This window comes from Streptomyces sp. UH6 (genome assembly GCF_013421635.1).
GTDB classification, from domain to species: Bacteria; Actinomycetota; Actinomycetes; order Streptomycetales; family Streptomycetaceae; genus Streptomyces; species Streptomyces abyssomicinicus.
In genome coordinates this window covers 25,159-45,821 of sequence record NZ_JACADT010000001.1, presented here as the reverse complement: position 1 = coordinate 45,821, position 20,663 = coordinate 25,159, and the positions used below count along the sequence as shown (strand labels likewise).

The following is a 20,663-nucleotide window of genomic DNA, read 5'->3' as shown; positions in this document are numbered from 1 at the left end:
CGCCGCTCTGCCGGCGGGCCGTACCTTTTTGCTGAGGCGGCGGCCCTGCAACGCATGGGGCACGTTCCCGTCTGCTGCTGGCCAGGGTTTCGTCCTCCGGTTTGCTCGTGCTGCGGCGCCCAGAGCGCCGCTTGCTGCTCCGCGCCCGTGTCATAGCCGTCCTGAATTCTCCCGGCCGAACCTGTGCGCGTCAGCGATCATGAGTGCCGTGTGGAGGGACGTGCGCGACTCGGCGGAGTCCAAGGAGACGGACAGGATGCGCTCCATGGTACGCAGCCGACTGTAGAGGGTAGGACGACTCAGACCGGCCAGGCGTGCGGTCTCGGTCTTGGACCCGCCGCAGTCAAGGTGAATGCGCAGAAGCCCGAGGAGGTCGTCACCTGTGCGGGCGTCGTGGTCGAGGAGTGAGCCCAGTTCGGTCTCGGCGAATCTCTGCAGCCGGTGGTCGTCTCGCAGCAGGGCGACGAGTCCCCTCAACCGCACATCCGCTGAGCGGTAGACCCGGTTCGCCTCAGGCATGGTCAGGCCGACTTCCGCCAGGTGTTCCGCCTCGGCGAGCCGGAACGCGGCTTCAGTCAGCCTGGGGGCGGTAGGTGCGGTGCCGGCCACCCAACCCGCGGTGCCGCTTCGTCCCGACAGTCTCTCGCGCAGCGCTCTGCTCACGGCGGCGAGAGCGCGTTCGCTGCCGTGCGGCGGGCAGGTGAGGAGCGCGGACACGGTTCCCTGGCGGCGGATGGACACGATGGCGCTCTCGCCGGAGGCTGCCACCGCCTGGCGGACGGCAGCAAGAACGCGCCGGTCGACCTCCCCCTGGGCCAGTGCGTCGGACCCCGATGACGGAACGCGGACGGACAGTGCGACGTACCGACCGCCGGCGGACAGCCCCAGGGCCGTTGCTCGGGCGACGGCCTCCTCTTCGTCGCTGACCCGACCGCTCAGCAAATCATCGAAGAGGCCGCCGAGTGCTTGGACGACCAGGGTGTCGCGCTCCTGCTGAATCATCCGGTGCAGTTGGAGCGACTGTGCGGCGCGTTCGAGGACCATGCGTGCGCGGGATGCGTCGGGTACCGGCGCGGGCAGAACCAGGCGTCCCCACTGTTCGGAGCCGATGCCCACCGGGACCGCCGACCAGAGGGCTTCGGGGGAGCACCCGTTCGCTGCGTCGTGGAGGCGTGATCGTTCGCTCCACTGGTGCAGCAGCTCGGCGGTCGGCATGTCCTGCGGGCAAAAGGCGAGCACGTGCCGACCGACGTCCTCCAAAACCAGGGGGGCGCCCACGGTCTGCGCCGCGCGGGTGACGATGTCCGCGGTCGAAGCCCGGGCGATGTTCAGCGAGGTGAAAACCTCGTGAAGAGTGCGGGCGAACTCCACCTGGGAGTACTGATCGGCCACGATCAGGCGGTGCACCTGCTGGGTGACTTCGACGAACCGAACCCTCACTGACAAGGCGACTACGGGCAACGGCAGGGAACGGGTCAACCTCGTCAGGTACTCAGGCAACGTCTTGAGGTGGGTGCCCAGCTCAATGACAAGACCTGCCACGTCCTGCTCGGCCAGCATGCCGAGGTAGGCCGCGGTCTGTCGGGCACCACCAGCCAGGGGAAGTCCCGTGGTGAGAACGAGTTCCCCGCCTGCCAGCAGGTCCGTGAGGTCGGCGAGGTCGCTGGAATGCACCCACTGCACCGGGCGGTCGAGGTGGTTGTGGCCGCCGATGACCCGGGGCCTCCCGTTAGCCAGGGCTGACAGCTGAAGCGTTTCTCGCACGGTCGGCTGCACTGACACATTGTAAACATTATCCATGGCAGGCGGACAGACTGTCGCTGCAGGGCCTGGCAACCTCACGGGCAGTCAGCGAACCCACCGCCGGATGCCGTCCCGGCTACCGGCGGGCGACGAAAGGGGTGGAAGCAGTGGCGATCAGCGATCTGCGGCGTGTCGGTCATTGGGTCGACAACAAGGCATTTGCCGGCAACAGCGGACGTGCCGCTGCGGTGACCAATCCGGCCACCGGTGCGGTGACCCGCGAAGTGGCACTGGCCCACGTGGCGGATTCCCGCGAGGTGATCGAATCAGCCGCCGCCGCGTTCCCGGCTTGGCGCGACACGTCGCTGGCCAAGCGGGTGGCGACGGTGTTCCGCTTCCGTGAGCTGCTCAATCAGCGCAAGGAGGAACTCGCCGAAATCATCACTGGGGAGCACGGCAAGGTGCTGTCCGACGCGCTGGGCGAGGTCGCCCGTGGGCAAGAGGTGGTGGAATTCGCTTGCGGCATCCCTCACCTGATCAAGGGTGGCTTCAGCGAGAACGCCTCCAGCTCGGTGGACGTGCACTCCACGCGGCAGCCGCTCGGAGTCGTCGGCATTGTGGCGCCCTTCAACTTCCCCGCCATGGTCCCCATGTGGTTCTTCCCCATCGCCATCGCAGCGGGCAATACCGTCGTGCTCAAGCCCAGCGAGAAGGCCCCGTCGGCGGCGCTGTGGATGGCAGAGCTGTGGGCCGAGGCGGGTCTGCCTGCGGGCGTCTTCAATGTGCTGCAAGGTGACAAGATCGCCGTCGACGAACTGCTGTCCCACCGGGCCGTCAAGGCGGTCAGCTTCGTCGGCTCCACACCCGTTGCCCAGTACGTGTACGCCAAGGGCACTTCCCACGGCAAGCGTGTCCAAGCGCTCGGTGGAGCGAAGAACCACGCGGTGGTGCTGCCGGACGCAGATCTCGACCTGGCCGCCGACGCGATGGTCAATGCTGGTTTCGGCTCGGCAGGTGAGCGATGCATGGCCGTTTCTGCCGTTGTGGCGGTCGGCGCGTTGGCTGACTCACTGGTGACGAAGATCGCTGCACGAGCCCGGGCCATCAGGACCGGTGACGGCACCCGAAACACCGACATGGGGCCGCTGGTGACTGCCGCGCACCGGGACCGGGTCGCCTCCTACGTCGACAGGGCTGAGCAGGAAGGCGCGCAGCTGGTCCTGGACGGCCGGCAGGTGACCGCCGACGGCGGTCGTGACGGCTTCTGGCTCGGCCCGACGCTGCTCGACCACGTCACTCCGGACATGAGCTGCTACACAGATGAGATCTTCGGACCGGTCTTGTCCGTGTTGAGGGTGGACTCCTACGACGAGGCCCTGGAACTGATCAACGCCAATCCCTACGGCAACGGAACGGCGATATTCACCAACGACGGCGGAGCCGCCCGCCGTTTTCAGAACGAGGTGGAAGTGGGCATGATCGGCATCAACGTGCCGATACCCGTGCCCATGGCGTATTACAGCTTCGGAGGCTGGAAGAACTCCCTCTTCGGTGACACGCATGCGCACGGTACCGAGGGAGTGCACTTCTTCACCCGGGGCAAAGTCGTCACCACACGCTGGCGGGCCCCCCGCGACGGCGGCCTTAACCTCGGCTTTCCGCAGACCGTCTGAGAGAGGTGCCGTCATGACCTTCGACCCCACCGCGCCGGACGCCGCCGCCGTCGCCCGCACCTACGAACTCGACCGCCGCCACGTCTTCCATTCCTGGTCGGCGCAGTCCGCACTTGATCCGATGGTCGTCACTCACGCCGAGGGCTGCTATGTCTGGGACGGGAGGGGGCGCCGCATGCTCGACTTCTCCTCCCAGCTGGTGAACACAAACATCGGTCATCAGCACCCCTATGTGGTGGAGGCGATCGCCGCCCAGGCCCGCACCCTGACCACCATCGCCCCGCAGCACGCCAACGACCAGCGCTCCCGCGCCGCCCAGCTCATCAGCGAACGCGCCCCTGGCGACCTGAACCGGGTCTTCTTCACCAACGGCGGGGCCGACGCAAACGAGCACGCCGTGCGCATGGCCCGATTGGTCACCGGCCGCCCCAAGGTGCTCTCTCGTTACCGCTCCTACCACGGCGGAACGCAGACCGCGATCAACCTGACTGGAGATCCGCGCCGCTGGCCCAACGACAACGGCAGCTCCGGAGTCGTCCACTTTTTCGGCCCGTACCTCTACCGAAGCCACTTCCACGCCACCACCGAAGAGGAGGAGTGCCAGCGTGCGCTCACCCACCTTCGGCAAGTCATCGAACTGGAAGGCCCGGACACCGTCGCGGCAGTCCTGCTCGAGGCTGTCCCCGGCACCGCGGGCATCATGCTGCCGCCTCCCGGCTACTTGGCCGGCGTACGCGAGCTGTGCGACAAGTACGGCATCGTCTTCATCGTCGACGAGGTGATGACCGGATTCGGCCGTACCGGCGCGTGGTTCGTCTGCGACGACGAAGGCGTCGTCCCCGACCTGCTGACCTTCGCCAAGGGCGTCAATTCCGGCTACGTACCGCTCGGCGGTGTCGTCATTGGTGACCGCATCGCCCAGCATTTTGCGGACCGCGTCTACCCCGGCGGCCTCACCTACTCCGGACATCCCCTGGCTTGCGCCGCCGCCGTCGCCGCCATCACCGTCATGGAGGGAGCAGGCATCGTCGACAACGCGCGGCGCATCGGAGACAAAGTGCTCGGTCCCGGGCTGGCTGAACTTCAGGAGAAGCACCCGAGCGTGGGTGAGGTCCGTGGCCGTGGTGTCTTCTGGGCCGTCGAACTGGTCACCGATCGGGAGAGCCGGGAACCGGCGGCACCGAACGGCGGCAGCAGTCCGGTGATGGCTGAGGCCGCACGCGCCGCAAAGGAACTCGGGTTGTTGCTCTTCGTCAACTCCAACCGCCTCCACGTGGTACCTCCGTGCACCATCACCGAGGAGGAAGCCCGCGAGGGACTGGCTCTGCTCGACCAGGTGCTCACCCGTGTGGACACCGCGGTACGTCAGTCCGGTCTGATCGCCGCCCCCGCAGAGCTCGCCGCCACCAGATCGGATTCGTGATCGTGAGTAGCACAGGACAACAATTCATCGCAGGCAAACGGCGCCCGGGTACTTCTGGTACGCGCCACTCGGTGGTCAACCCGGCGACTGGCGAGGTCGTGGACAGCGACATACTGGCCGGCCCGGAAGACGTGCACGAGGCCGTGGCCAGTGCCCGCGCTGCCTTCCACGACTGGTCGAAGGCCACTCCCTCCGAACGCTCCCTTGCTCTGATCCGCCTGGCCGACCTGCTCGAGGACCGCAGCGAGGAATTCGCCCGGGCCGAAAGCGACAGCGGCGGCAAACCCATCCGGCTCACCCGCGAATTCGATGTGCCCGGCACCATCGACAACGTCCGGTTCTTCGCCGGCGCCGCCCGCAATCCGGAAGGCCGTGCCGCGGCGGAGTACTCCGGCGACCACACTTCGTATGTCCGTCGCGAGCCGGTCGGCGTCGTAGGCTCCATCGCCCCGTGGAACTACCCGTTGCAGATGGCGGCCTGGAAGGTACTGCCCGCCATCGCAGCAGGCAATACCGTGGTCCTGAAGCCGTCCGAACTGACCCCGCTGACCGCGGTGATGTTCGCCGAGGCCGCCCAGGAAGCTGGTATTCCCGACGGCGTGATCAACGTTGTCACCGGCAGTGGCACCATCGCGGGGCAGGCCCTGGTGACCCACCCGGACATTGCCATGGTGTCGTTCACTGGATCCACGGCGGTCGGTCGCCGCATCGCCGAGCAGGCGGCCGGCATGGTTAAGCGGGTCCATCTGGAACTCGGTGGCAAGGCGCCCTTTGTGGTTTTCGACGACGCCGATCTGGACGCGGCTTCCCGAGGCGCCGTAGCGGGTGCTCTCATCAACGCGGGCCAGGACTGCACCGCCGCCACCCGTGCTTACGTCCAGCGCCCTCTTTACGACGCGTTTGTGCAGCGAGTGGCCGCCCTCATGGACGACGTACGGCTGGGCCCGGTCGACGACCCCGCCACCGACATGGGCTCACTGATCACCTTCAACCAGCGCGACCGGGTCGCCGCCATGGTCGAAGCCGCACGGGCGGCCGGAGCGACCGTCGTTCGTGGCGGCAGGAGCCCGGGCGGAACGTTGGAGCGAGGTGCCTACTACGAACCCACCCTCATCACCGGCGCCGCCCAGAATTCTCCCGTCGTTCAGCAGGAGATCTTCGGACCCGTTCTCGTCTGCATCCCGTTCGACAGCGATGACGAGGCCCTCCGCCTGGCCAACGACACGCCCTACGGCTTGGCCGCCTCCGCCTGGACGCGCAGTGTTTTGCGTGCCGGGCGCGCCAGCCGTGAGATCCAGGCAGGCTGCGTCTGGATCAACGACCACATTCCGATGGCCAGTGAGATGCCGCACGGTGGCTACAAGGCTTCGGGCTTCGGCAAGGACATGTCTGCCTACGCCTTTGAGGAGTACACCAACATCAAGCACGTCATGACAGACATCACCGGGGTGCCTCGCAAGGCGTGGCACGACGTGGTCTTCACCAGCCACTGACCCGGTCGAGCAGGCCGTTGGTGTGTCCCTCCCGTCCGCCGACTCGAAGCAGAGTCTGGGCGGGCGGGACACCACCCCGCAACTTGCGACCGCCACCGAATCCTGGGCGACGGCCAGGGAGCGCTTGAGTAATACCGCTTACCGGCCGGCCTTGGCTGGCACCGAGGGCCAAGGCGCGACGGCTCGCGGGCGGAGTGCGGTAGTCGATCAGCACGGGCGGACGCGTCCGCCGTACCAGGCCGGAACGACATGTTTCACAGCGCAGAGTGTCGCTGTCCGGGCCTGATCATGCCAACAGACGCGACGCCAGACGTCTCGATACTCCCCGTACTGCAGAAGCCGAAGCGCTCGTACAGGCGCTGATTGGCCGGCGAGGTGGCTTCCAGATAGACGGGGAGGGCTTGTTCGTCGATGGAAGCGAGCCTAAAGCGAAGCAGTGCCGAGCCGACCCCGAGACCACGTGCGGAGTCGTTGACGGCGATGTCGGCCAGGTACCAGTGTGGATACCTGGGCCGGGCCTTGTCGTAGGCCGCAAGCTGTGTCAAGAAGGACGGGACGTGCCGGACTCCGGAAGCCCGGACCAGGTGCGACAGGTCCTTGAGAATGGACCAGGAACTGTGGTGCCGGTCCGGACCCTCCCAGGCGGCGACCCCGACAATATCGCTGCCACGCGCGCTGCGGGCGACATCAACGACACCGTTTCGCAGTGGTCCGCTGCGCAAGACGCTGCCGAAGAACCTTGTCAGCCTGTTGAGGCGGTCCCTCTCTCCGGGCACGTACGCGTTAAAGACTGGATCGTCCTGCAGCGCGAGGGCTATGAGACGGGCACTGTCGTCGACCTCTGCTGTGGTGACTGGTTCGATGTAGAAATCCACGTGCGTTCTCCCCTTCGGCGCAGTTGATGCGGTCGGCTGACGGCCCAGAGCGTTGTGCCCGGGCAGCCGCGCCCGGCACCGCGATGTGTCTCAGGCCGTCAGCGTCGGAAGATTCATCCTCCTCATGAACTGCTCCAGGGCCACCAGCTGGCGCTCCTGGGTCCAGGTCTCGGGATGCTCGATGGCGGAGAGGACCACGCCCGCCGTCCACAAGCGGATCAAGTCCACGGTCTCCTCGAGCTGATCGGCGGGGATGAATTCCGCGAGGGCGACTCGGACCAGTGCCCGCATCCCCGGATCGATCTGATCCATGTGTTCCGCGACTGAGGGCTCGACCCCGCGCTGGCTGGCGAGCGCAACGCGGGCCCGCTCAATGCGCATGTTCTCCTCGTTGAGCGGCAGGAAATACTCGATCGTGGCGCGTAGCCGCTCATGAGGGTCGGTGATCGACATGAGCTCGTCCTGCTGGTTCCGCGCATCCGACAGGGTTCGTTCCAGCAACGCGTCCAGCAGCGCGTCACGGTTCGAAAAGTAGTGGGTGACCAAGGTGACCGATCCTCCCATGCGCTTCCCCACCGCGCGTAGCGTGAACTTGGCAAAGCCGAGCTCACCCAACACCTGAGTCGCGGCCGTGACGATCTGTTCGCGACGCTCCTCGTGGTCAACGAAGATCGGCATTGCGCCTCCTGCACCCGCTCGTTATACAACAGTCCAAACATTATAGGGGTGCCGCATCGGGCGAGGTGGCATCGTCTGGCCGGTCTGATAGCTGCACGTGTGCTGTGGGTAACGGCGGCGGGGCACTTCGACAGCGCGCGCGAAGTGCCCCCGGTGCCGTTCCTGTCAGCCCTTGGTGTCGACGACGCCGGCGTGCAGCGGCTCGGCCTCCTCCTTCAGCGCGGCCTTGTGCACCTTGCCGCTTGCGGTGTAGGGGAGTTCATCACGGAACTCCACGTAACGCGGCACCTTGAAGGGGGCGAGGCCCTCGCGGGCGTGCGCGACGATGTCCTGCGGGGTGAGACTGGAATCTGCCTCGCGCACGACGATGACCTTGACCTCCTCCTCGCGGATGGGGTCCGGAACCGGTACGGCGGCCACGTCCCAGACGCCGTCGAGAGTTGCGATCTGGCTCTCCACCTCGGCTGCGGAGATGTTCTCGCCACTCCGGCGGATCATGTCCCGGGTGCGGCCCTTGTAGTAGTGCTGCCCGTCGGCTTCCTTGACTACGACGTCGCCGGTGCGGAACCACCCGCCGTCCAGGAACAGCTCGGCGTTGGCCTCGGGCCGGTTGTGGTAGCCGAGCATGATGCCCGGGCCGCGCATGCACAGCTCGCCAGGTGTGCCGGACGGCACTTCGTTGAAGTGCTCGTCGACGACCTTCGACTCCCGGTTGGGGAAGCAGAAGCCCATCGATCCGTTGCCCGCCAGGTCGTCGCGGTCGTAGGGGACTGCGGTGCCGTTGCCGAGCTCGGTGCTGGCGTAGCACTCCCGGCCGCGGATGCCGAAGCGCTGCAGGAGGGGCTCGTAGGCCCAGCCGGGCAATCCCGAGACGGGCGCCCGCTTCATGGCCAGGTCCGTGTCGCGTGGATCCGCGGGGAACTCGAGGATGTCCTCATCGATCCACGCGAAGTCGATCCGGTAGTCGTGGAGCCAGTCCATGAACTTGCGGCGGCTCAGGCCAGGTGTGATGTACAGCGTGCCTCCGCGGAAGATGGCCAGCATCAGGTATGCCTGATTCTGCATGTAGTAGAAGGGGTGGTCGGCGAGCAGCCGCCTCGACGAGCCGTCCAGCAATGATCCGAAGATACCGAGTTCCATCCAGTACTCGTGGGTGAGCAGGCACCCCTTCGGCAGCCCGGTGGTGCCCGAGGTGAACTGGATGTTGGTGATCTCGAGGGGGTCGATGCCCTGTCGCCTGTCGGTGGTCGGAGTGACCATGAGCTTGTCGTAGCTCAGAGCGCCCTGGGCGCTGCCGTCAATGGTGACGATTCTCGCGAGGTCGACCGGACCGACCTTGCCGTCCGCTACGTGCTTGTCGACCAGGTCGCTCTCGCCGAGGAGCCAGGTGGCCTCCGCGTCCCTCAGGACGAAGTCGATCTCCTTGCTCGTGTACTTCGGGTTGAGAGGCACGATCGCCGCGCCGGCCTCCACCACCGCGAACCAGGCGATCGGGAACTCGATGCGATTGGTGATCAGCAGGCCCACCTTTGCGCCCGTTGTCACCCCCGCGGCCTCGAGGCCGGACCGCAGGCGCGTCACGGCATCCCGGAACTCGGCCCAGGTGAGCGACCTCTGCTTGCCCTCTATCTCGTGGAACGCCAGGCTGTCGGGCCACGCGGCGGCGGCTGCATCGAGTGCGTCGGGCATCGACTTGCCGCGTAGTGACTTCTGGAACGGAGTGAGTTCGGCGGGAAGGGGCGTGCTCACTTTCGTACCTCCATTGTTGTATAACGGATGATGCATAAAAGGGTCGTGGTGGGCCGTGGCTGGCTGCCACGGCCCGGCGAGGTCAGGCGGTTCTGCGCTTGGGCTGCCAGCCAGGCCGCGGAACCGCTTCGACCAGCGCCTGTGTGTAGGTCTTCTGCGGTGAATCCAGGACGTCCGCAGTACGGCCGGTCTCGACGACGCGTCCGTGCTCAAGGACGACACAGGTGTCGCTCACCTGTCGCACCACGCCAAGGTCGTGCGACACGAACATGTAGCTGATGTGGGTCATCGCGCGGATGTCGGCGAGCAGGTTCAAGACCTGCGCCTGCACACTGACGTCGAGCGCGGACACGGCCTCGTCGAGTATCAGCAGCGAGGGGTCAAGTGCCAGCGCCCGGGCGATGGCGACCCGCTGACGCTGTCCTCCGGACAGCGAGCTCGGATACTGCCGTGCGTGGCGTTCGTCGAGGCCGACCGCTTCGAGGAGTTCGGCGACGCGGCCCTGACGCTCGGATTTCCGACGCAGGCCGTGAAGGCGAAGCAGTTCATGCAGTCCGGCGCCGATGGCCTGGCGTGGGTCAAGGGAACCGTAGGGATCCTGGAAGACCATCTGAACGCTGCGCCGAGTCCTGCCTGTCGCAGGGTGGTCCGTCAGCCGCACCTTGCCCGCGGTGGCGTGCTCCAAGCCGGCGACGATGCGGGCCGCAGTCGTTTTTCCCGAGCCCGATTCGCCCACCACCGCGAGACAGGAGCCGCGTGGGATGGAGAAGCTGACGTCGGTCAGCGCAGCGCGCTCGCCGCCTGTGCGGCTGTAGAAGGTCTTGCACAGACCTGAGACCTCTAGAGCCAGATCCTGTTGGGTGCGGACTGTCACGATGCTCCCTCCTGGAGTGACTGTGCGATCTCCTCGACGCGATGACACGCGACCGCCCTGCCTTCCACCAGCCGGCGCTTTGGTGCCTCGTTGCGGCATTGGTCGCCTGCGAAAGGGCACCGGGGTGCGAAGGAGCAGCCTTTGGTCACCTCGTAGGCCGCGAGTGGCCTCCCGGGAATCGCGGTCAGCCGCCGGACCTCGGTGGTTGAGGGGCGTGACTTGAGAAGTGCGGCGGTGTAGGGGTGCAGTGGCCGAGAACAGATGGCGCCCGATGTGCCCATCTCCACGATGGTGCCCGCGTACATGACGGCGAGCCGGTCGGTGACCGCGGCGGCGAGGTCCAGGTCGTGCGTCACGAAGAGCATCGCCATGTGGTGATCACGGACTTGTTCCATGAGGATAGCCATCACGTCGGACTGGACGGTCACGTCCAACGCGGTGGTCGGTTCGTCGGCGAAGATGAGGCGCGGCGACGGCAGCATCGTGGTCACGATCATGACGCGCTGGAGCAGTCCTCCGGAGAGTTGGTGCGGGAACTGCTTCAGTCGCTTTTCCGGGTCGGGAATTCCCACGTCACGCATAAGGGCGCATGCCCGCTCCAGCGCGGCTTCCTCGCTCATCATGCCTGTGTGCACGACGCCCTCGGTGACGAACTGGGCGATGGTGCGGTTGGGGTTGATGTGTGCCCGCGGATCCTGGTGGATCAGTGCGACGTCGCGTGACCGGAACCGGGCGAGATCCCGCCGTCCGAGCCGGTTCACATCCCGGCCGTCGAACTCGACAGATCCACCGACCGAGGCGTTGCGAGGGAGCAGCCTCATGGCGGCCTTGATCGTCATCGACTTACCCGACCCGGATTCGCCGACCAGTCCCACCGACTCCGCCGCGCCCACGGCCAGATCCACGTCATGCACGAGGGGGCGCATCGAGCCGCGGTGCTTCACCGCGAGGTCCAGATTTTCGATCGCGAGCAACTGGTGCAGGCTCATCGGCGTCCTCCGGATCGGTTGGAAAGCTGGGCGCCCAGCACGTTGAAAACGACCACGGTGACCACGATGAACGTGCCGGCCACGAGCACCTGTTGGAACTGGCCGTCGAGGAGCTCGGATCTGCCGTCGGAGACCATGACGCCCCATTCCGAGGTCGGAGGCTGGATTCCCAGACCGAGGAAGGACACCGCTGCGAAGTCGGCCAGGGCGGATCCGAGTCCGTAGGTTGCCTGAGCGATGACGATCGGTAGGACATTCGGTCCCAGATGCCGGACGCAGATCCGCCAGGACGGCATTCCCGCCAGTTGCAGACTCTCCACGTACGCCCGTTGGCGTTCTTGGAGCGCCACACTGCGCACGACTCGGGCCATGTAGGGCATGTACACGATTCCCAGTGCGATCACGGGGGCCCAGAACCCGGCGCCGAAGACGGCCGAGGCCAGAACGGCGACCAGGATGCCGGGCACCGAGAACATAACGTTGAGGAACCGGTTCACCATCCGGTCGATCCAGCCGCCGTGCCATGCGCTGAAGACCGCCACTGCGGTGCCGAGGACCGTGCTGATCAGCACGATGAGCGCGGGTGCTGCCAGGCTCAGTCGCGCGGCGGTCAGAGCGCGGGACAGGATGTCCCGCCCCAGCGAGTCTGTTCCGAACCAGTGGGCACTGCTTGGCCCCTGTCCTGCCGACAGAACGTCGGTGGCGTCTGCGTCGTAGGGGGCGATCCAGGGGCCGATCACGGCGAGCAGAGCCAGGAGGCCGGCCATTACGCCCGAGGCCACCAGCGCGGGCTGGCCGAGTGAGCCGAACTTGCGGCGGGAGGTCTGAACCGCTTCCCCCCAGGTGATCGTCATGCGGCCTTCGCCCTTTCACGCGGGTCCAGGGCGGCCTGGACCAGGTCGATCACGGTCGTCGCGACGACGAACGCCACCACGATGATCATGCTCACGGCCGAGACGACGGCATAGTCCTTGCTCGAGATGCTGCGGATCAGCAGCGCGCCGACACCGTCCACGCCGAAGATCTGCTCTACGACGACCGTGCCTGCGACCAGCCCCGCGACCGAAAGCCCCGATGCGGTCAGGACCGGCAGCGCGGCGTTGCGCAGTGTGTGATGCCGCAGGATCACCCGGGAGGGAACGCCCCGCCCGCGGGCGGTGGTGACGTACTCCTTCTCGGCCTCCTCCGCAACGGCTGCCGAGGTCAGCTGGGTGACGTAGGCGCCGTAGCCGATGGACAGGGCGATCGAGGGAAGTGTCAGGTGCCAGATGCGATCCACCAGCCCTTCTCCGCTGCCGAAGGTGGGGAACCATCCGAGCTTCACTGCGAACACTCCGATGAGCAGATTGGCGGCGACGAAGCCCGGAACGGCTACCCCCAGACCCACCAGGGTCGCCACGAGGTTCCGGCCGCGCTCGCTCACACCGCCGAAGACTCCGAGCGAGATGCCGATGGTGATGATGAGGACGGAAGCCATGGCGACCAGGAGGAAGGTGGTCATCAGCCGGGGCTCGATGAGGCTGGAGACGCTCTGGCGGGAAGTGAATGAGGTTCCAAGGTCCCCCTGGAGCGCTCCGGTCAGCCAGTGCCAGTAGCGCTCCAGCAGAGGGTCGTTCAGCCCGAGCCTTTCGCGCATGTTGGCGCGTGCCTCGTCGCTGGCCTTGGCGCCCAGGATCTGGGCGACCGGATCTCCTGGAGCCGTGGAAAGGCTGGCGAAGATCACGAAAGATGCGACGACGATGGTCCCGACGGCACCCGAGACCGTCGCGGTGACCCGCCGTACCAGATTACTTCGCAGCACCTATGTACCCCATCTGCGGCATCGACCAGTAGGCGAAGGACGTGATCGCTCCGGACAGCCGGTTGTTGAGGAAAGTGGCCGTGTTGTTGGACACCAGGCTGATCAGACCGTTCTTGGGCTCGTAGATCTCCTGTGCTTCGACGATCAGCTCGGCGCGCTCCTTTGCGTCGAACGACGACCGGGCGTCATGGAGGAGCTTGGTCACTTCCGGCACGTCGAAGTTCGTGTAGTTGTACGGCTGGTCGGGGAGCAGGTCGTAACCCAGCGGCTCCAACGGCTCCTGGCGGGTGTTGAAGCTGGAGGAGTAGATGAGGTCGATGCCCTTGCGCTTGCTCGCGTCGTAGCCGGCCTGGTCGAAGACCAGAGCCTGCATGGTCTGGATTTCGACCTTGACTCCGATGGCCTTGGCCTGCTGCTGCACCAGCTGGGCGACGCGTGAGGCGGTCTGGTCACCGGCCATGATCGCCAGAACCAGCGTTTGCCCGTCGTAGTCCGACTCCTCGACTAGCTTCTTGGCCGCCTCCGGGTCGTAAGAGCGGGCCTTGACCCATTTGTCGTAGGCCGGCTGGTACAGCTCGCGCTCCGCGTTCGGCCAGGTGGCCGGGGTGAGTTCGGTGTAGTTCGGCTCCGCTGCGCCGCTGAAGATCACCTTGGCGATGGACTCGCGGTCGAGGGCCCGGTGGAAGGCTTCGCGCAGCTTGGCGTCGGCGAGGGGGGTGCCCGGGTTGGCGACGGAGATCGCGGTGCTCTGGGTTGAGGGCCCGAACACCACCCGCCCGGTCTTCGACTTGCTGAGCTTGGCGATTGTCGAGGGCGGAAGCTCGTACGCGCCGTCGATCTCGCCGGCGTCGAGAGCCTGCGCCAGAGCGGTGTCATCGGAGATGAACGAGAAGTCGATGCGCTTCGTCTGCGGCTGCAGGGCGGTGTTCCAGTACGCGTCGTTGCGCTCGATGGTGATACCGCTCCCGGAACGCCAGGAACCGAACTCATAGGGCCCGCTACACATGAGGCCGCCGGTAGGTGTCCCGACCTTGTCCCCGGTCTTCTGCGCCCAGTCCTTCTCGATGATGACGCCGGCGATCGACGCCAGGCTGCTCAGGAAGTTGGCGTCGGGACGGGAGAAGGTGACGGTGACCTCCATCGGGCCGCTGACATTGATGTCCTCGACGAAGATGAACCCGAAGCTGACGACGGAGTCCTCGGCGGCCGAGCGTTCCAGGCTGTAGGCGACATCCTCCGCGGTGAGTGCTTTGCCGTCCCAGAACTTCACGCCATCCCTGATGGTGAGCTTCAGCTCTGTCGGAGATACCTGCTCGTGCGACGAGGCAAGGTTCCCGGTCACGTTGAACTTCTCGTCCATCTTGAACAGGCCCTCGCACATGTTGCGCACGATCTGGCCGTTGCCGTAGTTCACGGCGTTGCGAGGATCCAGCGTGTCGGGCTCGCCGTAGACGTTCCACTTGACGGTGTCGACGGCACCGTTGCCCGCCGGCAGTTTCGAGACCAGCATCGTGGCATCGACCTGAGCGTTCTTGTCGTCACTGCCACTGCATGAGACCAGCATTGCGCCGGCGAGGGCGGCGGCGGCCGTTGTCAGCCATCGCGATCTGCGGACTCGCTTCATGCCATCTCCTTTGTGCAAAGACGTGCGCTGCACCGGCTGATGTGACTCACGTCTCAGTCATGTAACGCGGAAGATATAACAGGACCGATACAACAGCAATGGTCATGGCGTGTTTCACTTTGGTTAAGGAGGCCGGGCCTGGCTGGCCAGGCCCGGCTGTATGCCGCCCCCGGGTGGCGGCCCGGAGGGAGGCGAGAATCAGACCGCGGGGCGACGCGTGTGCCAGTCGGTCGCCCGCTGGTACCGTGCGGCTACGGAGATCAGATCGGCGTCTGCCCACAGGGGGCCGATGAACTGAAGCCCGATCGGCAGTCCCTCCGGGGTGAACCCGCCCGGCACGCTGATCGCCGGCAAACCCGCGTGGCTCGGCGGTTCGGTCGTCATATGACACAGCTGGCCCAAAGCCTCGACGTGGTGGCCGTCGACGATCGCCGCAGGGCCGCGCGCGCCGCCATGGGGGAAAGCCGGCACCGCCGTGGTCGGGGTGACCATGACGTCCGCACCGGCCATCGCCCTCATGAAGGCGTTGTATATCGCAGTCTTTCCGGCGTGGTTGGCGTCGTTCACCTGGCGGGCCGTTACCTTGTCGGCGACCGTCGCCACCTGTTTGATCATGGGCCACAGTTCTACGCCCATACCCTCCAGCTCCTCCGTGTACTGCCGGTAGGCATGGCCGTTGATATGAGCGAAGTACTCCTCGGTGTCGGGAAGGGCGATCTCCACTTCCTTGACCACCGCGCCTGCCGCGCGCATGTCTTCTAGTGCGGCACCGAACAGGCGGCGTACGTCCGGGTGGAGAACGCTTTGCCCGAGGTGGTAGCAGGCTGCCACGCGGACCCCGGTGAGGTCGCCGGGCGTCCTGGCCGCCTCGATGTAGTTGCGCGGGTCCCTCGGCACGGAGAAGCGGTCACGCGGGTCATGCCCCTTGGTTGCCTCGAGGGCGATAGCCGCGTCGAGTACCGTGCGGGCGATCGGTCCGTCCGTGGAGTCGCCGTCGTCGCAGTCAAAGTACGGGACCCGGCCGATCGAGGGCTTGATGCCTACCGCGCCGCAGAGCGAGGCCGGAACTCGAATGGATCCTCCGCCGTCGGACCCCCATGCGATCGGGCCGACGCCCGCTACCACTGCCGCAGCGGCACCGCCGGAGGAGCCACCCGCGTTGTAGCCGGGACGCCACGGAGTGCTGGTCGACCCGGTCAGTTTGCTCTCAGTCACGCCCAGCAGGCCGAACTCCGGCGTGGTGGTTTTCCCCAGGAGAATCGCCCCCTGCGCCTTGAGCCGCGCCCAGCCGATGTTGTCGAAGTCCGGAACGAACTCGGCGAACGCCGTGCATCCGTACGTGGTGCGTACCCCGGCGGTCTCGGCCAGGTCCTTCACGGTCACCGGGATGCCGTGAAGCAGGGGCAGGTCCTCGCCGGCGGCGAACCGCCGCTCTGCCGACTTCGCCTCGGTGCGTGCCTGTTCGGCCGTCGCGGTGACCATGATGTTCAGAGCCGGCTGGACCAGCTCCATGCGTGCCAGGACGGCTTCGACCACCTCGACAGGCGACACCTTGCGGCTTCGGTAGAGTTCGCCGAGTTCTGCGGCACTCTTCCAGATCAGTTCATCGGACACGCGATCTCCCATGTAAGCGGCGACGCGCCGAGTATGTATTGTCTGTGTTATGTAACACAAGCAATAAGTCATGTACTCTGCAGCGCACTCTCACCGTGTTCCGGAGGTACACGATGTCCGACAGCGGCCCTGCCACCCCAGCCACACGACTGCAAAGCACCAAGTTCGGCGATGACTTGGCACCCGTCACCTGGCCCGATGAGTTCCCCGGCACCTGGGAAGGCTGCCCGCGCGAGCCGCTGCTGCAGGTCCTGAGCCGCGGTATCGACCGGTTCGGCGGGCAACAGGTGCTGCTGTTCGACGACGGAGCTGCCTTCACCGCCCACGAACTCCGAGAGCATGCCGAACGCTTCGCGGGCCATCTGTCGACACTGCTCGCAACCGGCGACCGAGTCGTGCTCGCGCTGAGCAACCGCGCCGAGTACGTCATTGCCTTCCTTGCGGTGCTGGCCAACCGATGCGTGGTCGTGTCCGTCCCGCCAGACATCGGTACGCACGACGCCCAGTACGCCGTTGATAACGCCGGGTGTGTGCTGGCTGTCACCGAGGACAGCTCCGACGCCGTCATGCGCGGACTTGTCGGCACCGTTGCGTCGTTGCGGACCGTCATCAAGGTGCGGGACCCGGAGCCGTCCGGGTTCGACCACCTGCTCCAGGGCGTCACTCCCCTGCGTCTGGTCGATGTCCAGGCATCCCTCGACGACCTGGTCGACATCGGTTACACCTCGGGAACCACAGGTCTGCCCAAGGCCCTGGGTGGCCGTCACGATGAGACGCTCCGCTACATGGACGTGCACCTGCGTCGTCGCCGGGCCACCACCGAATCGATGCGCATGCTGATGCCACTGCAGCTCCACTACGGAGATCCGCTGACGTACCTGTTCGCGGCCATGTGCTCCGGCGACTCACTCGTCCTGATGCGGAAGTTCAGCGCCAGCCGCTTCTGGGACGTCGCGCGCGCGTCTGGCGCCACCGACATTCTGAGCATCGGCGCCGTGCCGAACCTCTTGCTGGGGCGGCCCGAAGGCCCCACCGATAGAGACCACAAGATCCGTCACGCGACGGCCCTGGCAATCCCGCCCGACCGGCATGCCGAACTGGAGCGCCGTTTCGGCTTCCCGTGGAGCGAGAGTTACGGGTCCTCGGAGTCCGGCCCGGCCATCAGCATGCCGGCGCATGTCGCGGCGGAGTTCGTCGGCAGCGGGGCGCTCGGGATACCGCTTCCCGACGTGGAGGCACGGCTCGTCGACTTGGACGGGCACGTGGTCGAGGGCCCAGGCTCAGGAGAGTTGGAGCTGTCCGGAGAGATCGTGTTCGAGGGGTACCTCGGTAACCCGGCGGCCACGGCCGAAGTCCTCCACGACGGCTGGCTTCGAACCGGAGACCTCATGCACCGAGACGCCCGCGGCGTCTACTACTTCGAGGGACGGCGTAAGGAAGTCATCCGGCGCAGTGGGATCAACATCGCTCCTGCCGAAGTCGAGGCGGTCCTGCGCAGGCACCCCGCCGTGCTGGACACGGCCGTGGTCCCGGTCGACGACCCTGTCATGGGTGAAGAGATCAAGGCGTACGTCGAACTGGTGCCGGGCGCGACGTTCGACCCCGCCCGTCTCTCCGACTTCTGTGCGCAGCGGCTGACGCGACAGAAGATCCCTCGCTACATCGAGCACCGAGTCGAGCCGTTCCCACGAACCGCGTCCCAGCGCATCCCCAAGAAGGAGTTGATGGTGAACGGACGACACACGACCGACGCGGCCTGGGACCGGCTGGGCGGTCAGACACACGCTCGTTGAAGCGAATGTCATAGGGGCTGTCGCTTCGACTCAGCGGCAGCCCCTCTGACGTACAGCGGTCGACCGCTCATCAGGAGTCGAAGCCGAACCCCACGGCGTCGAGCGCACGTAGGAACAGGTTGCGTCGGCCCTGCCGGTGGTCAGCACGGTCGAGTGCCCAGCGGGTCATGTTGATGCCCACACTGGCGACCGGCTCCGGAGGGAACGGCAAGGGCCGCTGGCGAACCATCTTCAACTCCGTCAGGGGCGTCGTCCCACCCGAGAGCAGGTCGAGCAGGACGTCGGCGGCAAACCGGGTCGCTCCCACACCGAGTCCGGTGAATCCCGCGGCGTGCGCCACACGCCCACCATGTGTCAGCCCGTAGAAGGCTGTGAACTGAGTGCAGGTGTCGATCGCGCCGGCCCAGCGGTGGCTGAAGCGGACATCCTCCAACTGGGGGAAGGTAGCGAAGAAGTGTGACGCCAGCCGTGCGAAACTCTCGGGACGGTTCTCGTACTCTCGCCTGACCTTGCGGCCGAAGTGGTAAATGGCGTCGTACCCGCCGTACAGGATGCGGTTGTCCTGCGTCAGGCGGGCGTAGTGGAACTGGTTCGCCAAGTCCGTGAGCCCTTGACGACGGCTCCACCCGATGGAGGCCAGTTGCTGGGTAGTCAAGGGCTCGGTCATGAGCACGTAATCGTAGACCGGGACGGTCATCAGACGGTTACGGCGCAGTAGGGACCGGAACACGTTGGTCGCCAGTACCGCGCGGCCCGACGACACCGTGGCGTGCGCAGTCCGGACCTCGACCTTCTGTGCGACCTTGTTGGTATGGATACCGATGGCCGCCGAATGCTCGTAGATGTCGACACCAAGTTCGACGGCGGCACGAGCGAGTTCCAGTGCGAGACGAGCGGGATGGACCAGTGCGGCGCCCTTCGGGTCGAGTGCACCGTGGAGAAAGAGAGGGCTGTTGATCTCAGACCGGACAGCTTCGACGTCCAGTTCGTGCCGGGCGCCCCGCAGCCACGGAACTTGATGCTCCTCCACGGCGACCGCGAGCGTGCCCGTGCGTTCCCACTGGCAATTGAGCCCGAGGTCGTGTACGTCGCGATCGAAGCCGTCCAGGTTTTCCTCGCCGAGCCTGTGCAGCGTGTCAAACTCGTCGGGCCACCGCGCCCGACCGTTCTCGTCCCCGTGAGTGATGGAGGCTTCGCAGAACCCTCCGTTGCGACCCGAGGCCGCCCAGCCGATGTTTTGCGCCTCCAGGAGCACGACGCGCTGACCCGGATTGCGGCGCTTGGCATTCACCGCCGTCCACAGCCCCAGATAGCCGCCGCCCACGATGGTCAGGTCCGACGTCATGGATGAGGTGAGCTTGGGGTAGCGCGTTTGCGTGCCCGCTTCTTCCAGCCAGTACACCTCGCTCTGGCTGGAGGCGAGGGCTCGCTCGACAACGCGCTGATCCGGGGCGTTGCGTTCGTATGCAGTCTGGTGCTGTTTCACGCGGGTTCCTGAGTCTCGAGATGTCAGTTTGTGAAGTGGCTAGGCCGGGTGCGCAAAATCAGGGCTCCGTGTGTCTGTTCGTGGCGCGTCGTCATGAGCTGGCTGACGAGTCGTGGGCGGAGATCGGGCCGTTGCTGGCTCCGCCGCGGAAGGAAAGGCCGGTGTGGGACCGCCGTCAGGCCGTCAACGGACACCTGTCCGAGGGCGCCGGCCGAAAGACCTGCTCGGGAGGTACAAAGACCTGGGCTGCGGTCGATGAGCGCTTCCGGCGCTGGTCGACCAACGGGAGCAGCGGCCGGCTCCTCACCCCTGGCCAACTACGCTGAGGCGTGGTCGGCAGGGTCGACTGGATGGCCTTAAGCGTCTTCGTCATGACGGTGCCGACCCACCAGCGCGCGGTCGGCCCCGGAATGGTGGCGCGGGGTGGCAATACATTGGCCCCGCGGCGCTGAGTCCGCGGGGATCAGGCCACTCGCCCTCACACGGACCGCCGGGAATGGCAGACGGCACCCAGTTCGAGCAAGTGACGTCCCGTCGGCAGCCGGTGTGGCCTGCCCGACCCCGCACACGGTCCAAGCGTGCCTTCGTGGGCATGGGCGCCCCGTCCACCAGGAGCCCGGAACGCTAACGCCGCCGGGGCATCAAGGTGCTAGCCCAAAGCGGATCGACGAGAGTAGCGGCCGCATCCGCCCAGGTGTCAGAGGCTGCCGACTTGCAGGGCCGTCTACCGACGCTGCAACGTCCTCAAGACTGCTTCAACAAACTCAAGCACAAAAAGGCCATGGCCACTCTCGCCCGCCTACGACTCGGGCTCCCCCGGACTCAGCAATCACGGTGTGGAAGTTCTG

The 20,663-nt window shown here is 66.2% G+C and carries 15 protein-coding genes and 1 pseudogene; 5 read left to right on the top strand and 11 right to left on the bottom strand.

Annotated elements, in window-relative coordinates; genetic code table 11:
• Nucleotides 1-150: 150 nt before the first annotated feature.
• Nucleotides 151-1,776, bottom strand: a complete 1,626-nt coding sequence (locus tag HW445_RS00205; protein WP_180218962.1) for a PucR family transcriptional regulator ligand-binding domain-containing protein — start codon at nt 1,774-1,776, stop codon at nt 151-153.
• A 134-nt stretch (nt 1,777-1,910) separates the two neighbouring features.
• Here HW445_RS00205 and HW445_RS00200 point away from each other — a divergent pair, with 134 nt between their 5' ends.
• The 3 genes from HW445_RS00200 to HW445_RS00190 are packed head-to-tail and all read left to right on the top strand — an operon-like array spanning nt 1,911 to nt 6,332.
• Complete coding sequence (locus HW445_RS00200; protein WP_180218961.1) at nt 1,911-3,416, top strand: CoA-acylating methylmalonate-semialdehyde dehydrogenase; 1,506 nt, start codon at nt 1,911-1,913, stop codon at nt 3,414-3,416.
• A 13-nt stretch (nt 3,417-3,429) separates the two neighbouring features.
• A complete protein-coding gene (locus HW445_RS00195) occupies nt 3,430-4,839 on the top strand; it encodes an aspartate aminotransferase family protein (RefSeq protein ID WP_180218960.1) in 1,410 nt (469 codons plus the stop codon).
• Nucleotides 4,839-6,332 (top strand): gamma-aminobutyraldehyde dehydrogenase, encoded by a 1,494-nt coding sequence (locus HW445_RS00190; RefSeq protein WP_180218975.1) that lies wholly within the window; start codon nt 4,839-4,841, stop codon nt 6,330-6,332. The genes HW445_RS00195 and HW445_RS00190 overlap by 1 nt, the downstream gene beginning before the upstream one ends.
• Before the next feature lie 254 nt (nt 6,333-6,586).
• Here HW445_RS00190 and HW445_RS34220 read toward each other — a convergent pair whose 3' ends face one another.
• The 9 genes from HW445_RS34220 to HW445_RS00145 form a co-directional block, all read right to left on the bottom strand.
• Complete coding sequence (locus HW445_RS34220; protein ID WP_218956412.1) at nt 6,587-7,207, bottom strand: N-acetyltransferase; 621 nt, start codon at nt 7,205-7,207, stop codon at nt 6,587-6,589.
• A 90-nt stretch (nt 7,208-7,297) separates the two neighbouring features.
• On the bottom strand, nt 7,298-7,885 hold the full coding sequence (locus HW445_RS00180; protein ID WP_180218959.1) for a TetR/AcrR family transcriptional regulator: 588 nt from the start codon (nt 7,883-7,885) through the stop codon (nt 7,298-7,300).
• 165 nt (nt 7,886-8,050) lie between these two features.
• Nucleotides 8,051-9,634 (bottom strand): class I adenylate-forming enzyme family protein, encoded by a 1,584-nt coding sequence (locus tag HW445_RS00175; RefSeq protein WP_308797969.1) that lies wholly within the window; start codon nt 9,632-9,634, stop codon nt 8,051-8,053.
• Between the two features lie 82 nt (nt 9,635-9,716).
• Nucleotides 9,717-10,508 (bottom strand): ATP-binding cassette domain-containing protein, encoded by a 792-nt coding sequence (locus HW445_RS00170; RefSeq protein ID WP_308797967.1) that lies wholly within the window; start codon nt 10,506-10,508, stop codon nt 9,717-9,719.
• On the bottom strand, nt 10,505-11,497 hold the full coding sequence (locus HW445_RS00165; RefSeq protein WP_180218956.1) for an ABC transporter ATP-binding protein: 993 nt from the start codon (nt 11,495-11,497) through the stop codon (nt 10,505-10,507). Before HW445_RS00165 ends, HW445_RS00170 begins: the two co-directional genes overlap by 4 nt.
• Nucleotides 11,494-12,351, bottom strand: a complete 858-nt coding sequence (locus HW445_RS00160) for an ABC transporter permease (RefSeq protein WP_180218955.1) — start codon at nt 12,349-12,351, stop codon at nt 11,494-11,496. The genes HW445_RS00165 and HW445_RS00160 overlap by 4 nt, the downstream gene beginning before the upstream one ends.
• A complete protein-coding gene (locus HW445_RS00155) occupies nt 12,348-13,298 on the bottom strand; it encodes an ABC transporter permease (protein WP_308797963.1) in 951 nt (316 codons plus the stop codon). Before HW445_RS00155 ends, HW445_RS00160 begins: the two co-directional genes overlap by 4 nt.
• Nucleotides 13,285-14,808 carry an ABC transporter substrate-binding protein gene (locus HW445_RS00150; RefSeq protein WP_257230709.1) on the bottom strand — a complete coding sequence of 508 codons (1,524 nt, stop codon included), beginning with the start codon at nt 14,806-14,808 and terminating at the stop codon, nt 13,285-13,287. The genes HW445_RS00155 and HW445_RS00150 overlap by 14 nt, the downstream gene beginning before the upstream one ends.
• Nucleotides 14,809-15,120: 312 nt before the next feature.
• On the bottom strand, nt 15,121-16,536 hold the full coding sequence (locus tag HW445_RS00145) for an amidase (RefSeq protein WP_308797961.1): 1,416 nt from the start codon (nt 16,534-16,536) through the stop codon (nt 15,121-15,123).
• A gap of 113 nt (nt 16,537-16,649) precedes the next feature.
• Between HW445_RS00145 and HW445_RS00140 the strand changes: the two genes are divergently transcribed.
• Nucleotides 16,650-18,329 carry a class I adenylate-forming enzyme family protein gene (locus HW445_RS00140; protein ID WP_180218952.1) on the top strand — a complete coding sequence of 560 codons (1,680 nt, stop codon included), beginning with the start codon at nt 16,650-16,652 and terminating at the stop codon, nt 18,327-18,329.
• A gap of 70 nt (nt 18,330-18,399) precedes the next feature.
• Here the strand turns inward: HW445_RS00140 and HW445_RS00135 are convergent, their stop codons facing one another.
• The gene (locus HW445_RS00135) at nt 18,400-19,815 is read right to left on the bottom strand and encodes an FAD-binding oxidoreductase (protein WP_180218951.1); all 1,416 of its coding nucleotides are present in this window, start codon (nt 19,813-19,815) and stop codon (nt 18,400-18,402) included.
• A 20-nt stretch (nt 19,816-19,835) separates the two neighbouring features.
• On the opposite strand from HW445_RS00135, the pseudogene HW445_RS34325 reads away from it, so the two are divergent.
• A pseudogene (locus tag HW445_RS34325) lies at nt 19,836-20,632 on the top strand (IS5/IS1182 family transposase); the annotation flags it as partial.
• Nucleotides 20,633-20,663 lie beyond the last annotated feature (31 nt).